The sequence below is a fragment of the Vibrio mediterranei genome, assembly GCF_900088415.1.
In the GTDB taxonomy this organism is placed as follows: Bacteria; Pseudomonadota; Gammaproteobacteria; order Enterobacterales; family Vibrionaceae; genus Vibrio; species Vibrio mediterranei.
Genome location: NZ_FLLQ01000002.1, coordinates 453477 through 466451 on the forward strand (window position 1 = coordinate 453477; position 12975 = coordinate 466451).

Annotated in this window: 13 protein-coding genes; 9 read left to right on the top strand and 4 right to left on the bottom strand. The window is 42.7% G+C overall.

What is annotated here, in order from left to right:
* Positions 1-26: 26 nt before the first annotated feature.
* Both nth and gloA read left to right on the top strand, forming a co-directional pair.
* Positions 27-668 (top strand): endonuclease III, encoded by a 642-nt coding sequence (gene nth / locus VME0621_RS08160; protein ID WP_062457755.1) that lies wholly within the window; start codon positions 27-29, stop codon positions 666-668.
* Positions 669-686: 18 nt separating this feature from the next.
* Positions 687-1103, top strand: coding sequence for a lactoylglutathione lyase (gene gloA, locus VME0621_RS08165; RefSeq protein WP_038229500.1), 417 nt, complete (start codon positions 687-689; stop codon positions 1101-1103).
* Positions 1104-1172: 69 nt separating this feature from the next.
* Here gloA and motY read toward each other — a convergent pair whose 3' ends face one another.
* Complete coding sequence (gene motY, locus VME0621_RS08170) at positions 1173-2015, bottom strand: flagellar protein MotY (protein WP_370736765.1); 843 nt, start codon at positions 2013-2015, stop codon at positions 1173-1175.
* A 342-nt stretch (positions 2016-2357) separates the two neighbouring features.
* On the opposite strand from motY, the gene rnt reads away from it, so the two are divergent.
* Together rnt and VME0621_RS08180 are read left to right on the top strand one after the other, a co-directional pair.
* Positions 2358-3011, top strand: a complete 654-nt coding sequence (gene rnt, locus VME0621_RS08175) for a ribonuclease T (protein ID WP_062458260.1) — start codon at positions 2358-2360, stop codon at positions 3009-3011.
* A 25-nt stretch (positions 3012-3036) separates the two neighbouring features.
* Entirely contained in the window at positions 3037-4362 is a 1326-nt protein-coding gene (locus VME0621_RS08180) for a Na+/H+ antiporter family protein (RefSeq protein ID WP_038229495.1), read from the top strand.
* A gap of 91 nt (positions 4363-4453) precedes the next feature.
* On the opposite strand, the gene VME0621_RS08185 is transcribed toward VME0621_RS08180, so the two are convergent.
* Positions 4454-4792 carry a Grx4 family monothiol glutaredoxin gene (locus tag VME0621_RS08185; RefSeq protein WP_031493434.1) on the bottom strand — a complete coding sequence of 113 codons (339 nt, stop codon included), beginning with the start codon at positions 4790-4792 and terminating at the stop codon, positions 4454-4456.
* Positions 4793-5092: 300 nt separating this feature from the next.
* On the opposite strand from VME0621_RS08185, the gene sodB reads away from it, so the two are divergent.
* The 3 genes from sodB (at position 5093) to VME0621_RS08200 (ending at position 7187) form a co-directional block, all read left to right on the top strand.
* Positions 5093-5677: a superoxide dismutase [Fe] gene (gene sodB / locus VME0621_RS08190; RefSeq protein ID WP_031493433.1), complete on the top strand. Its 585-nt coding sequence runs from the start codon at positions 5093-5095 to the stop codon at positions 5675-5677.
* A gap of 122 nt (positions 5678-5799) precedes the next feature.
* Positions 5800-6303, top strand: coding sequence for a VC2046/SO_2500 family protein (locus VME0621_RS08195; RefSeq protein ID WP_062457758.1), 504 nt, complete (start codon positions 5800-5802; stop codon positions 6301-6303).
* A 209-nt stretch (positions 6304-6512) separates the two neighbouring features.
* A complete protein-coding gene (locus VME0621_RS08200; protein WP_062457761.1) occupies positions 6513-7187 on the top strand; it encodes an SDR family oxidoreductase in 675 nt (224 codons plus the stop codon).
* Positions 7188-7320: 133 nt separating this feature from the next.
* Here the strand turns inward: VME0621_RS08200 and adhE are convergent, their stop codons facing one another.
* Positions 7321-10020, bottom strand: coding sequence for a bifunctional acetaldehyde-CoA/alcohol dehydrogenase (gene adhE / locus VME0621_RS08205; protein ID WP_062457764.1), 2700 nt, complete (start codon positions 10018-10020; stop codon positions 7321-7323).
* 658 nt (positions 10021-10678) lie between these two features.
* Between adhE and VME0621_RS08210 the strand changes: the two genes are divergently transcribed.
* A complete protein-coding gene (locus VME0621_RS08210; protein WP_062457767.1) occupies positions 10679-11317 on the top strand; it encodes a YchE family NAAT transporter in 639 nt (212 codons plus the stop codon).
* A gap of 214 nt (positions 11318-11531) precedes the next feature.
* A complete protein-coding gene (locus tag VME0621_RS08215) occupies positions 11532-12065 on the top strand; it encodes a hypothetical protein (RefSeq protein WP_062457770.1) in 534 nt (177 codons plus the stop codon).
* A gap of 141 nt (positions 12066-12206) precedes the next feature.
* Here VME0621_RS08215 and VME0621_RS08220 read toward each other — a convergent pair whose 3' ends face one another.
* Positions 12207-12893, bottom strand: coding sequence for an EAL domain-containing protein (locus tag VME0621_RS08220; protein WP_062457773.1), 687 nt, complete (start codon positions 12891-12893; stop codon positions 12207-12209).
* Positions 12894-12975 lie beyond the last annotated feature (82 nt).

Consider the following 12975-nt stretch of genomic DNA (forward strand, 5'->3'; position numbering starts at 1 on the left):
CTTTTTGGGAAGAGCTAAGTCAGCCAATGAACAATATAAAAAGAAAAGAAATCCTCGAACGACTTCGAGAAAACAACCCAAAGCCAGAGACTGAGCTCAACTGGAACTCCCCATTTGAGCTACTTATCGCCGTTTTACTCTCTGCTCAAGCAACCGATGTTAGCGTCAATAAAGCGACCGATAAGCTCTATCCCGTCGCTAATACACCTGAAGCAATGCTCGAATTGGGTGTAGATGGCGTAAAGGAGTACATTAAAACTATCGGCTTGTTTAACTCTAAAGCAGAGAATGTCATCAAGACTTGCCAAATCATAGTTGACCAACACAATAGCGAAGTCCCAGAAAACCGCGAAGCATTAGAAGCTCTGCCCGGTGTTGGGCGTAAGACCGCTAATGTAGTGCTAAACACTGCGTTTGGCTGGCCTACCATTGCTGTAGACACCCACATTTATCGTGTCTCAAATCGAACCAAATTTGCGATGGGCAAAACGGTGGATGATGTAGAACACAAATTACTAAAAGTTGTACCGAAAGAGTTTAAACTAGACGTTCACCACTGGCTGATCCTTCACGGACGTTACACATGTGTCGCTCGAAAACCGAGATGTGGTAGCTGCATTATTGAAGATCTTTGTGAGTTTAAAGAAAAAGTCTATCCAGAGAATTAAAAACAAAGGAGCAATGTTATGTCTAACGGTCGTATCCTTCACACCATGCTACGCGTGGGTGATTTAGACAAGTCAATTTCTTTCTATACCGACGTTATTGGAATGAAGTTGCTACGTAAAAACGAAAATACTGAATACAAATACACGTTAGCGTTTTTAGGGTTTGGTGACGAGTCAGAAGGCGCAGTAATTGAGTTAACCTACAACTGGGGCGTGACTGAATACGATCTAGGCAGCGCTTACGGTCATATCGCTATTGGTGTCGATGATATCTACAGTACTTGTGATGCGATTAAAGCAGCAGGCGGTAACGTCACTCGAGAGCCAGGTCCTGTGAAAGGTGGTACCACTCAAATTGCATTTGTAAAAGACCCTGATGGCTACATGATTGAGCTTATTCAAAACAAACAAGCAAGTGCAGGTTTAGAGGGGTAACCTCTACTCTTTCACCATGCCTCTAGTAAAACGCCAGCTTAGTTCGCTGGCGTTTTTTTCCTATCAAAACTAAACTTCGGTACGCCCGAAAGAAATCACCACGCGCTGATTCTTCGCTTTACCTATTGGGGAAGAATTGTCTGCAACAGGACGACGTTTCCCATAGCCTTGAACTTGAATACGGTCTTTAGGTAGTCCCAGTGACTGGAAATAGTCTTGCAGAATCGATGCGCGTTTATCAGAAAGTTGTTGGCTCTCACCTTTGGAATCCGAAGAATCCGTATAGGTCGAGACAAGAACCAAATCGATATCTTGATTGTATCGAACGTACTCGGCGATTTGCTCAAGCCTATGTTGGGAAGTCTTATTCAGCTGTTCACTATTACGGTCATAATGTAAAATCGTGAATGAAATGTCTTCGAAGCTGTAAGGTAATAGATTGGCGATACAGTCACTAAAGACATTGTATTTGGCTTGGAATAAAACCGAAGACAACGAGACCTCGATTCGCTCATCTCTACTTTGCCAATCTTGATAACTGAAAGTTGGATAGCGTCCTTTTTCTAGCTCACTCAATATACTCCAAGCAGCCTGTCCACCGACATACCCATCAAACTGCTTAAAGAACTGTAGGTTAGTAATTCTGTCGGCACTGTCACCCGGTCTCCATGGAGGCGGTAAAGACACCAAACTCACATTTCGAGTTTCGCCCATAGAGCGGCGCATTTTTAATTCAAAATCCAGATTCATCTTCTTGCTTGCACGCGCGATGAACTCAGCGTCACCGAAATTAGGAATCGGATGAACAAGTCGGCATTCTAGTGGAGAATTACTGACCATTTCCCATTGTGACTGTGTTGGTGTTGCCACATAACGTTTCTCAATTGCCGCATTGGCCGCAGTAGCAGTCATAATAGGCAACAGTGATAGTGTTAGTAAGGCTTTTAATTTCATACAGTTAAGTAACTCTTTTGCAATATACGCGACGGCACAGTTTTGCCGCTCTACGTGCTAGATGGATCTCCATATCAGTTACTGCAAAAACCTCGCCATGTTATCGGCTCAATTCACCAACATACGTTTCCTCTGCGTCTTTGTTCAACTTGTTCCCTTTAATGTTTTGATAAATAGTCATGAATCATAGCCAAGCATGATTTTTCAAACTTTGTCTGCGAAAATTAAATGGCTCGTCTGGTTTTTTATAGTTGGATAATCTGCAATAATGTTGCCTTCGTCACACTAGAAAACTCTGAAATGACCGTAGAAAACGAAGCACTCACCCTAAAAAAGCGATTCCGTGGCTATTTTCCCGTCGTCGTTGACGTTGAGACCGCAGGTTTCAATGCTAAGACCGATGCGTTATTGGAGATTTGCGCAATCACTTTAACCATGGACGACCAAGGAAATTTGCAGCCAGCTTCCGTCTTGCACTTTCACATAGAGCCATTTGAAGGCGCTAACCTAGAGAAAGAAGCACTGGAATTTACAGGGATTCGCGACCCATTTAGTCCGCTTCGAGGTGCTGTGCCCGAACAGGAAGCACTTAAAGAAATCTACAAAGTCATTCGCAAAGAGCAAAAGCAACATGATTGCAGCCGAGCTATCATGGTGGCTCACAATGCTAATTTTGATCATAGTTTTGTTAGTGCAGCGAATGAGCGCGCTAAACTTAAGCGTGTTCCCTTCCACCCGTTTGCCACTTTCGATACAGCCACTCTAAGTGGTTTAGCTTATGGTCAAACGGTATTGGCAAAAGCTTGTAAAGCCGCAGGTATGGAGTTTGACAATAGAGAGGCTCACTCTGCCCTTTATGACACTCAAAAGACGGCTGAGTTATTTTGTCGAATCGTCAACAAATGGAAAGCGCTTGGTGGCTGGCCTATTGTTGATGAACAAGCCCAAGAATAAATAAACACAACTTTTAGAGATTAATATGAATCCTGTCGTTATTTCCGTTTGCATCATGCTGGTTTTGGCCTTGATGCGAGTTAACGTTGTCGTTGCGTTAACATTCAGTGCCATTGTTGGTGGCGTCGTGTCTGGTATGTCATTGACTGAAGCTGTGAGCGCCTTTGAAGGTGGCTTAGGTGGTGGTGCAACCATCGCGCTAAGCTACGCAATGCTTGGTACCTTTGCGGTGGCAATTTCAAAATCTGGCATCACTGACCTGTTAGCTCAAAGTGTTATTAAGCGTATTCATGGCAAAGAAAGCTCTGCTTCAACTACTGGCCTAAAATATGCGGTACTTGCAGCGCTCATTCTCGTGACTATGTCTTCGCAGAACATTATTCCTGTTCACATCGCCTTTATCCCAATTTTAATTCCACCTCTATTGGGCGTTTTTGCTAAGTTAAAGCTCGACCGTCGACTGGTAGCATGTGTGTTAACTTTTGGTTTGGTGACTCCTTATATGGTGTTACCTGTTGGTTTCGGTGGCATTTTCCTAAACAACATTTTGCTAAAGAACCTTCATGACAACGGTTTGGAATCAGTGACAGCGGCACAAGTACCAATGGCAATGCTTCTTCCTGCTGCCGGTATGATCACTGGCCTTCTATTTGCTATTTTCTTTAGTTATAGAAAACCTCGTGAGTATGCTGAAACAGAGATGACTCAAATCGATGAAGAGCCAACACATATTAATAAGAAAAACATAGCTGTAGCCATTGCTGGTATCGTCGCAGCGCTTGCTGTTCAGTTAACGTCTGGTTCTATGATCATTGGTGCACTTGCAGGTTTCATGGTGTTCACGTTTGGTGGTGTTATCGCTTGGAAAGAAACCCAAGATGTGTTCACTAAGGGTGTTCACATGATGGCAATGATTGGCTTCATCATGATTTCAGCTGCTGGATTTGCCGCAGTAATGAAACAAACGGGCGGCGTAGAATCTTTAGTGGCAGCGCTATCAACAAGTATTGGCGACAATAAGCCACTAGCTGCATTGCTTATGCTTATCGTCGGTTTGCTAGTTACTATGGGTATCGGTTCTTCATTCTCAACCATCCCAATTATCGCTACTATCTATGTGCCTCTGGCACTGGCATTTGGCTTCTCACCAATGGCAACAATTGCTCTAGTTGGTACCGCTGCGGCCCTTGGTGATGCAGGCTCTCCAGCTTCTGACTCAACCCTAGGTCCAACCTCTGGATTGAATGCCGACGGCCAACACGAACACATTTGGGAAACTGTTGTTCCAACCTTTATTCACTACAACATCCCACTGATTATTTTCGGTTGGATTGCAGCCATGGTTCTGTAACAACATCAGATACGAAAAAGGCTTGGTCATTGACCAAGCCTTTTTTATTTCTCTCATCACTCAATAAAGAGAAATGATTGAAAACAACGCGTTACGCTTCTTCTTCACCAGCGTTACGTGCAGCCGCTTCTTTGATTAGAGGTTGTAGTTCACCCTTTTGGAACATTTCCATAATGATGTCACAGCCACCAATTAGCTCACCTTCAACCCATAGTTGTGGGAACGTTGGCCATTGTGCGTACTTAGGCAGTTCAGCGCGAATATCTGGGTTTTGTAGAATGTCTACGTAGGCAAATTTTTCACCACAACCCATTAGTGCTTGAGCAGCTTGAGAAGAAAAGCCACAGCTAGGCAATTTAGGTGAACCCTTCATGTAAAGAAGAATTGCGTTTTCTTCAATTTGCTGTTTGATTTTATCGATAGTTTCCATTGCTTCCTCGAAATGCTTTTACTGCGGATATGGTCACATTCTAGCGAATCGCCACAGAATAAAAAGCACAATAATTATGTGGTTATACTATTGTAGCTAAGATGTGATGCAACCGACTCTAATCTTAGCTACCTGAGTTTGGTTTTTAATAAGTCATAACAATAAATTTTCTTGAGAACTCTTTTAATAAAGTAAAAACTTGCTAAAATAGCAAGCAGTCAGTCAACACCCGACTCAATAATAAATATCTTGGAAGCAATCAGGGTAAAAACCCGCTAATAATCAATGGAGAAGCGAGCAATGGCATTCGAACTACCAGCACTTCCTTACGCAAAAGATGCTCTAGAACCACATATCTCAGCAGAAACTCTGGACTACCATCACGGTAAGCACCACAACACTTACGTTGTTAAACTAAACGGCCTAATTCCAGGTACTGAGTTTGAAGGTAAAACACTAGAAGAGATCGTTAAGACTTCAACTGGCGGTGTTTTCAACAACGCAGCTCAGATTTGGAACCACACGTTCTACTGGCACTGTCTAGCGCCAAACGCTGGCGGCGAACCAACAGGTGCGGTTGCTGATGCAATCAACGCTGCATTCGGCTCGTTCGAAGAGTTCAAAGCTAAGTTCACTGATTCTGCAATCAACAACTTCGGTTCTTCATGGACTTGGTTAGTTAAGAAAGCTGACGGTTCTCTAGATATCGTGAACACTTCAAACGCAGCGACTCCACTAACAGAAGAAGGTGTGACTCCACTACTAACTGTAGACCTGTGGGAACACGCTTACTACATCGATTACCGTAACCTTCGTCCAGACTACATGAATGGTTTCTGGGCTCTAGTTAACTGGGCATTCGTAGAAGAAAACCTAGCTAAATAATCGGATCGATAACTGATTACTCTAAAGGCCTGCTTTCGCAGGTCTTTTTTTATGGTAACCGCCAATTATTGCTAAAGCCCCCTGTTCTCATGCCGATAAAGAAAGAGTCATGAGGGGTATATATGCAAATTCATAGCTTAGACAAAGCGAATTTAATCAACGAACTACAATGTGGTACGTCGCTTTGCCGTGCCGTAGAACAAGGTAGACGCGCTGACTTCGCATTAATGCTATCTATGTTTAGTGATGACTGTCGTGAAACCAGCTTTATTGAGGATATCGATACTGCTATAACGGACGAAACAGTATTGCGCCAACGCTTCAATGTTCCTACTGCTCAGAAACTTCAGGGAGAGTTGGATGACTATCAAACCTCGGCAGCAATTGCTAATCATTTCCACCGAGGTGGTCTGGCAAGCGCAAAACTTCAGCATTACAGCACACCTGAACCTCTAAACTACCAACCAACAGATACCATAGGTCTCAGTGAAGAAGTCTATCAAAATCTGTCAGGACATACGCGCCGACAGTTGGCTCAGGGGTCTGTTAATACTCCAAATATAGATTACTTATATAACCACCTTTCCACCGCCTACCGTAAAGATACGTTAGCCATCCAAGCTTAACCACAATTTATAAGTGGTTACTAATGTAATCTTGTCCACTTTTTCCGTACACAATGTGATATGTGGCAGAAATAACCCTTTCGTTTAGCACTTTTCTAGAAAAGTTTGAAGTTATTCACATTTGATTCACAGTTTTTCTACCAAGTTATTAATTCAGGGGAATGCCGTTTTGGCTAAATCTATCCGAAACCAACACTTTCGGGGTAACTATGATCATTAAAAATTCAGTTGTACTTATTACATCCGCAGGGACTAGCTTGGGAGCAATGATTGCGTTGCACTTTGCTAAACTTGGTGCCCGTATTGTTCTGTGCGATGTGAACCCATCTTCACTGCTGGCTACTTATCGTCGCTGCCTCGAACTCACCGAGCTTGTCGATATGGTGGAGATTGAGGACATATCGTTAGATTCTGTAGAATCTCTGTTCAATGTAATTGAGTCAAAAACTGGTCGATCTCTTGATGTTCTGGTTAACCATTGGACGTCACTCCCGCAACAATCCTTAACAGGCAGTTCATCGAACTCAAGCTTTATTCAAAAATTCTCTATGCTCGCCTCTAGCCTATTTATGTTTGGACAAGTGGCAGCGGAGCGCATGGCTATTCACCAATCCGGGGTGATCGTCAATGTGGTCGCGCAAGAGCCAGATCAGCATCATAGTGATTTGGATAACACGACTTCGATGGTGACCGGGTTTACCAAAAGTTGGGCGAAAGAACTAAAAGCACACAATGTACGTGTTGGTGGAGTGATTCCGGTGACAACGCATAACTATCACATTGCTACAAATTGGTCAGAAGTGCAGGACGAACTAACAAGAACGACGGAATACATAGTGAGCAACGATTATTTTAGTGGTCGAGTTGTGAGCACTGAAGCATAGCTATGCACAGGTCTGAGTAGCGCCATAGGCAGTTACTCTTTGAAAGCCGGATAAAAAAAGCCCCTTCATTTCTGAAGGGGCTTTATCATTTTTCCCGATTTAGATTTCGTGCTAGCGAAAATCTACAACTGAATTAAGCTTCAGCTTTCTCTTTTTTAGCTTTAGCTGCTGGCTTAGCTTCTTGGTCTGCTTTCTTCTTGATAACCGTCGTACCTTCGAAAGTTTCACCTTCAACGAATGCTTTACCGTAGTATGCAGCTTTCAGAACTTCTTTAAGCTCAGAGATTAGAGGGTAGCGTGGGTTTGCACCAGTACATTGGTCATCGAACGCTTCAACCGCTAGCTCGTCAAGCTTCGCTAGGAAGTCAGACTCAGCTACACCTGCAGCTTGGATAGAAGCTGGGATGTCTAGATCTTGCTTAAGCTCTTCCATCCATGCTAGTAGACGTTCAATCTTCTGAGCAGTACGGTCACCAGCTTGGCTTAGGCCTAGGTGGTCAGCTACTTCAGCGTAACGACGACGTGCTTGTGGACGGTCGTACTGAGAGAACGCAGTTTGCTTAGTTGGGTTGTCGTTAGCGTTGTAACGAACAACGTTAGAGATTAGTAGTGCGTTCGCCAGACCGTGTGGTAGGTGGAACTCAGCACCAATCTTGTGAGCCATTGAGTGACAAACACCTAGGAAAGCGTTCGCAAATGCTACACCAGCGATAGTTGCCGCGTTGTGTACTTTTTCACGAGCGATTGGGTCATTTGCACCGTTCGCATAGCTTGAAGGTAGGTACTCTTTAAGCATCTTAAGTGCTTGTAGAGCCTGACCGTCAGAGTATTCGTTCGCTAGAACTGATACGTAAGCTTCTAGAGCGTGAGTTACTGCGTCGTAACCACCGAATGCTGTTAGAGACTTAGGCATGTTCATAACAAGGTTCGCGTCAACGATAGCCATGTTAGGAGTTAGTTCGTAGTCAGCTAGTGGGTACTTAGCACCAGTCTCGTCGTCAGTAACAACTGCGAATGGAGTAACTTCAGAACCAGTACCAGATGTTGTAGTGATACATACAAGCTCAGCTTTTTGACCCATTTTAGGGAACTTGTAGATACGTTTACGGATGTCCATAAAGCGCATTGCAAGCTCTTCGAAGTGAGTTTCTGGGTGCTCGTACATAACCCACATGATCTTAGCAGCATCCATCGGAGAACCACCACCTAGAGCGATGATTACGTCTGGTTGGAAGCTTTGCATTGCTTCAGCACCTTTCTTAACAACAGATAGCGTTGGATCCGCTTCTACGTCGAAGAAAGTTTGAACTTCCATGCCTTGAGCTTTAAGTAGCTTCACTACTTCGTCACTGTAACCGTTGTTGAATAGGAAACGGTCAGTTACTAGGAATACGCGCTTCTTACCTTCTAGGTCGCTAAGAGCGATTGGAAGGCTACCACGACGGAAGTAGATAGACTTAGGTAGTTTGTGCCACAACATGTTTTCAGCTCGCTTCGCTACAGTTTTCTTGTTGATTAGGTGTTTAGGACCTACGTTCTCAGAGATAGAGTTACCACCCCAAGAACCACAACCTAGAGTTAGAGAAGGCGCAACGTTGAAGTTGTAAAGGTCACCGATACCACCGTGAGTAGTTGGGATGTTTACAAGGATACGTGCAGTCTTCATCTTGTCACCGAAGTAACGGATGCGGTCAGCGTTAACGTCTTGGTTTGTGTACAGACCAGATGTGTGACCGATACCACCGATTTCAACCATAGTTACTGCTTGAGCAACAGCATCTTCGAAATCGTCAGCGCGGAATAGACCTAGAGTTGGAGATAGTTTCTCGTGAGCAAATGCGTCGTCGTAAGAAACTTTACCTAGACCTTCACCAACTAGAACTTTAGTGTCAGCTGGAACTTTAACGCCTGCCATTTCAGCGATAGCTGGAGCTGGTTGACCTACGATCTTAGCGTTAAGGTTACCGTCGATTAGAAGTACTTTACGTACTTTCTCAGCTTCAGCTTTGCTTAGAACGTATGCTTTGTGAGAAGCGAAACGCTCTTTAACTTCGTCGTATACAGAGTCAACAACGATTGCAGCCTGCTCAGAAGCACAAACTACGCCGTTATCGAACGTTTTAGACATAAGGATAGAAGCAACTGCACGTTTAACGTCAGCAGTTTCGTCGATAACTACAGGAACGTTACCTGCACCTACACCGATTGCTGGCTTACCAGAAGAGTAAGCTGCTTTAACCATGCCTGGACCACCAGTTGCAAGGATAAGAGCGATGTCGTCGTGCTTCATAAGAGCGTTAGAAAGCTCTACAGATGGTTGGTCGATCCAACCGATGATGTCTTTTGGTGCACCTGCTGCTACTGCTGCATCTAGAACCAGTTTAGCTGCGTCGTTAGTAGAGTTCTTCGCACGTGGGTGTGGTGAGAAGATGATACCGTTACGAGTCTTCAAAGAGATTAGAGATTTGAAGATTGCAGTAGAAGTAGGGTTAGTTGTTGGTACGATACCGCAGATGATGCCTACAGGCTCAGCGATAGTCATAGTGCCTAGGTTGTCGTCTTCTTCAAGAATGCCACAAGTTTTCTCGTCTTTGTATTTGTTGTAGATGAACTCAGACGCAAAGTGGTTCTTGATAACTTTATCTTCAACGATACCCATACCAGACTCTTCTACCGCTTGTTGTGCAAGAGGGATACGAGCTTGGTTAGCTGCTAAAGATGCTGCGCGGAAAATCTTGTCAACTTGCTCTTGAGAGTAAGTTGCAAATTCTGCTTGTGCCGCTTTAACGCGTGCAACCATTGCATCTAGTTCAGCCATATTTGTTACAGGCATAATGAATCTCCTAAAATAAAAAAACTAAAAACTTTTTAGTAAGTTAGCTGTTTGCCATCAATAGTTACTCTTCGGTAACTCAACTCTACTTAGTAAATTGCTTTCATGGCTGAGTATAATATTTCAGGACGTGAAAAAAATTGACTCAGATCAGTTCTGAAAAGTAATTTACCTACTTAGTAGTAACCATTAAGGGTAATGCAAGGTAAGTGGTTGTTTTATAATAATTATATTGAGTAAAATACTTAGCTCAAAATTACAGCAATCGAATGATTTTTTTAAATAAACTACAAATTTCTGTAAAAAAGTTTCATTTTTGTACAGATAAATCAAGTAAACCACCCTGCACGTGCTACAGCAAGTATATCCGCAGCCACCTCTAAAACCACCGACATCACATTTTTTTATCAAAAACGTGCTCGCGATAACAAATACGAAACAAGCTTCAATTCAGTTTGCTACTGGTATTGAAATTTATTTTCACATTCTATTCATAAATGCGACCAGCATCATTTGCCATTAGATTTTTTGTGGTTATTGAGTGACATATCGTTAGATTTTTTCATTCGCTTATCAGTAAAGGTTAGCGTACATTAGCGTCCTAAATTTGTGCCCAGCAGGCCATGTTATCCATTAGTTTCGCTAAGAGTATCGAGAAATGAGTAGTATCGAATTCGCTATTTATTTACAGTTTTTTTTGGGACTCGTTGCAGCAGTCAACCCCGTAGGGATTATGCCGGTCTTTGTGTCCTTAACCGGACACATGTCACCAGAAGATAAAAATAAGACCGCAGCCACAGCCAACATTGCTGTCGCGGTCATACTGATTACCTCCTTATTAGCAGGCCAGGTTCTGCTAGACATGTTCAGTATTTCCTTGGATTCGTTCCGAGTTGCAGGTGGCCTACTTTTATTAAGCATCGCCTTCTCAATGATGTCTGGCAAACTTGGTGAAGATAAGCAGAACAAACAAGAAAAGTCCGAGTATGTGAGTAAGGAGCAAATTGGAGTGGTTCCGCTTGCTATGCCATTAATGGCAGGCCCAGGTGCGATAAGCTCGACCATTGTCTATGGTGCTCGCTATCCAAATATGGTCGAAACTATCGGTATCATCATAACTATTGTCACTTTTGCACTGTGCTCTTGGTTACTTTATCGTTCTGCGCCTTTAATTGTTCGTTTCCTAGGGCAAACCGGGATCAACGTAATAACTCGTATTATGGGGTTGATATTGGGTGCATTAGGTATAGAGTTCATGGCTAATGGGTTGAAAGCTCTGTTTCCGGGCCTTGCATAAGCTACTATCACTAAACCAGCCTCCCATATAAGCTTACTAAGATAGATTTATATGGGAATCCCTTCTTTAGCCATCTAAGTAATTCGCCATCTGCTCGCAACATAAGCTTACACCGTTATATTCCACCCTTTATAAAACAAGAATTGTAACACTTCACACCGATATGCAACCTTGTTAGTATCAAGAGTTACCTTACCGATACAGAATTACCAAAATGCGTACTCATCCTATCTTGATGGTCATAGCAATTAGCTATTCATCAGCAGTTCAAGCAAAATGGTGTTACCAAAATCCCGAGGGGCTTTGTATTCAAACTGTCCAAGAAGACGACAGCTCTATTAGAGCGCGATTTAGTCAAGACGATTACTTTAGAACATTGGCCATCGGCTACGACCTAAGAAGCAGTCGCTCTTGGTTTCACATAACTAAAGAATTTGGCAATCAAGCAGTTTTTGAAGTAAGCCGTTATTCTGATTACAACAATGAGAAAAATGAAAGTTTATGGTTTACAGCGTATCAAGCCAAAGGAGCATCGTGTTGGCGGCGAACAGAGGTTCTATACTTTTACGATAACTGGGCGGGTACTAATTTTATTCAGTCACCTAATGACTGGCCCAAATCAAACGCAGCAGAAGTTACAACGCTGGAGATAATAGAAAGAATAAACAACCTAGGGGTCATGTTTGATGACCAAGGACACCTTATTTTGTTTTGTCCTGGAGTGATTCAGGTCTCGCATAGACAATAATTTCGATTTAATTAGCGTCAAGAGAGCGCTAGCCGATACTCATCAATTTTAAAGGAGAGATGCCTGGCTGTTACCATTTAAACCGCCAGGCACTGCCTATCAACCGCTAGTTACTTATCAAAAATATCTCAAAAGAAAAAGTTAGACGATTCTGGCATCCTCACTAATTGTCGTTTCAGGCCAAAAGAACCCCTGCATCAAATCTGCACCAGACGATATCGCCTTTTCAAGCAATTCGAAAGTTTGAACCCCTTCAACAATTACTTTAATATTCTGATCCTGATATGCACGAACTAGGTTTTTAATATCAGGTGCAAACCAGAATACTAGCTTATCTAACTTAACTCCAAACACGTTCAATTTCTCTGCTAGTAAAAGATGCTCTGCACCCACATCATCAAGCCAAACATTTACATTCGTTGCTTGTAGCATTGAAATGTTATTGCTTAGAACATTGAATTCAGCCTCTGTTAGTTGCCTAATATCGTATGAATCTTGAATTTCGATATTGAGACCAGAACCCATAAGTTTTTTCACTACCCAATCACTATCATGGTTAGCAATAATCGATAGCGGAACATTGATAAAATAATTACCCCTAAGACCCTTAAATAAATCCAGTTGCTTAATCAGTAGTTCTGTAAACTGTTTGACACTACATATTTCAAAAAATGACTCGATGTCATTATTCTCGACACCTTTGGGTAAAGTTAACACTTCTCGACCATATTCAGCCAAATTAGATGCTTGATTGAAAATTTCAACCACTGATTGTAACTTATAGATGTCGACGGATATTTTTTCGTTTTGACTGCTGTAAGATTGCATTTTATTTGATTCAATTTTTTAGATAGAAAACGAAACTTCCCTGTCCAAAACCAGCTCAAACCTTAACGGTCTACCCATGAGC

Excerpts from the sequence above, each read along its gene's own strand:
- VME0621_RS08180 (WP_038229495.1), top strand. The coding sequence starts at position 3,037 with ATGAATCCTGTCGTTATTTCCGTTTGCATCATGCTGGTTTTGGCCTTG.
- VME0621_RS08200 (WP_062457761.1), top strand. The coding sequence starts at position 6,513 with ATGATCATTAAAAATTCAGTTGTACTTATTACATCCGCAGGGACTAGC.
- VME0621_RS08220 (WP_062457773.1), bottom strand. The coding sequence starts at position 12,893 with ATGCAATCTTACAGCAGTCAAAACGAAAAAATATCCGTCGACATCTAT.
- VME0621_RS08195 (WP_062457758.1), top strand. The coding sequence starts at position 5,800 with ATGCAAATTCATAGCTTAGACAAAGCGAATTTAATCAACGAACTACAA.
- rnt (WP_062458260.1), top strand. The coding sequence starts at position 2,358 with ATGACCGTAGAAAACGAAGCACTCACCCTAAAAAAGCGATTCCGTGGC.
- sodB (WP_031493433.1), top strand. The coding sequence starts at position 5,093 with ATGGCATTCGAACTACCAGCACTTCCTTACGCAAAAGATGCTCTAGAA.
- gloA (WP_038229500.1), top strand. The coding sequence starts at position 687 with ATGTCTAACGGTCGTATCCTTCACACCATGCTACGCGTGGGTGATTTA.
- VME0621_RS08185 (WP_031493434.1), bottom strand. The coding sequence starts at position 4,792 with ATGGAAACTATCGATAAAATCAAACAGCAAATTGAAGAAAACGCAATT.
- VME0621_RS08210 (WP_062457767.1), top strand. The coding sequence starts at position 10,679 with ATGAGTAGTATCGAATTCGCTATTTATTTACAGTTTTTTTTGGGACTC.
- VME0621_RS08215 (WP_062457770.1), top strand. The coding sequence starts at position 11,532 with ATGCGTACTCATCCTATCTTGATGGTCATAGCAATTAGCTATTCATCA.
- adhE (WP_062457764.1), bottom strand. The coding sequence starts at position 10,020 with ATGCCTGTAACAAATATGGCTGAACTAGATGCAATGGTTGCACGCGTT.
- motY (WP_370736765.1), bottom strand. The coding sequence starts at position 2,015 with ATGACTGCTACTGCGGCCAATGCGGCAATTGAGAAACGTTATGTGGCA.
- nth (WP_062457755.1), top strand. The coding sequence starts at position 27 with ATGAACAATATAAAAAGAAAAGAAATCCTCGAACGACTTCGAGAAAAC.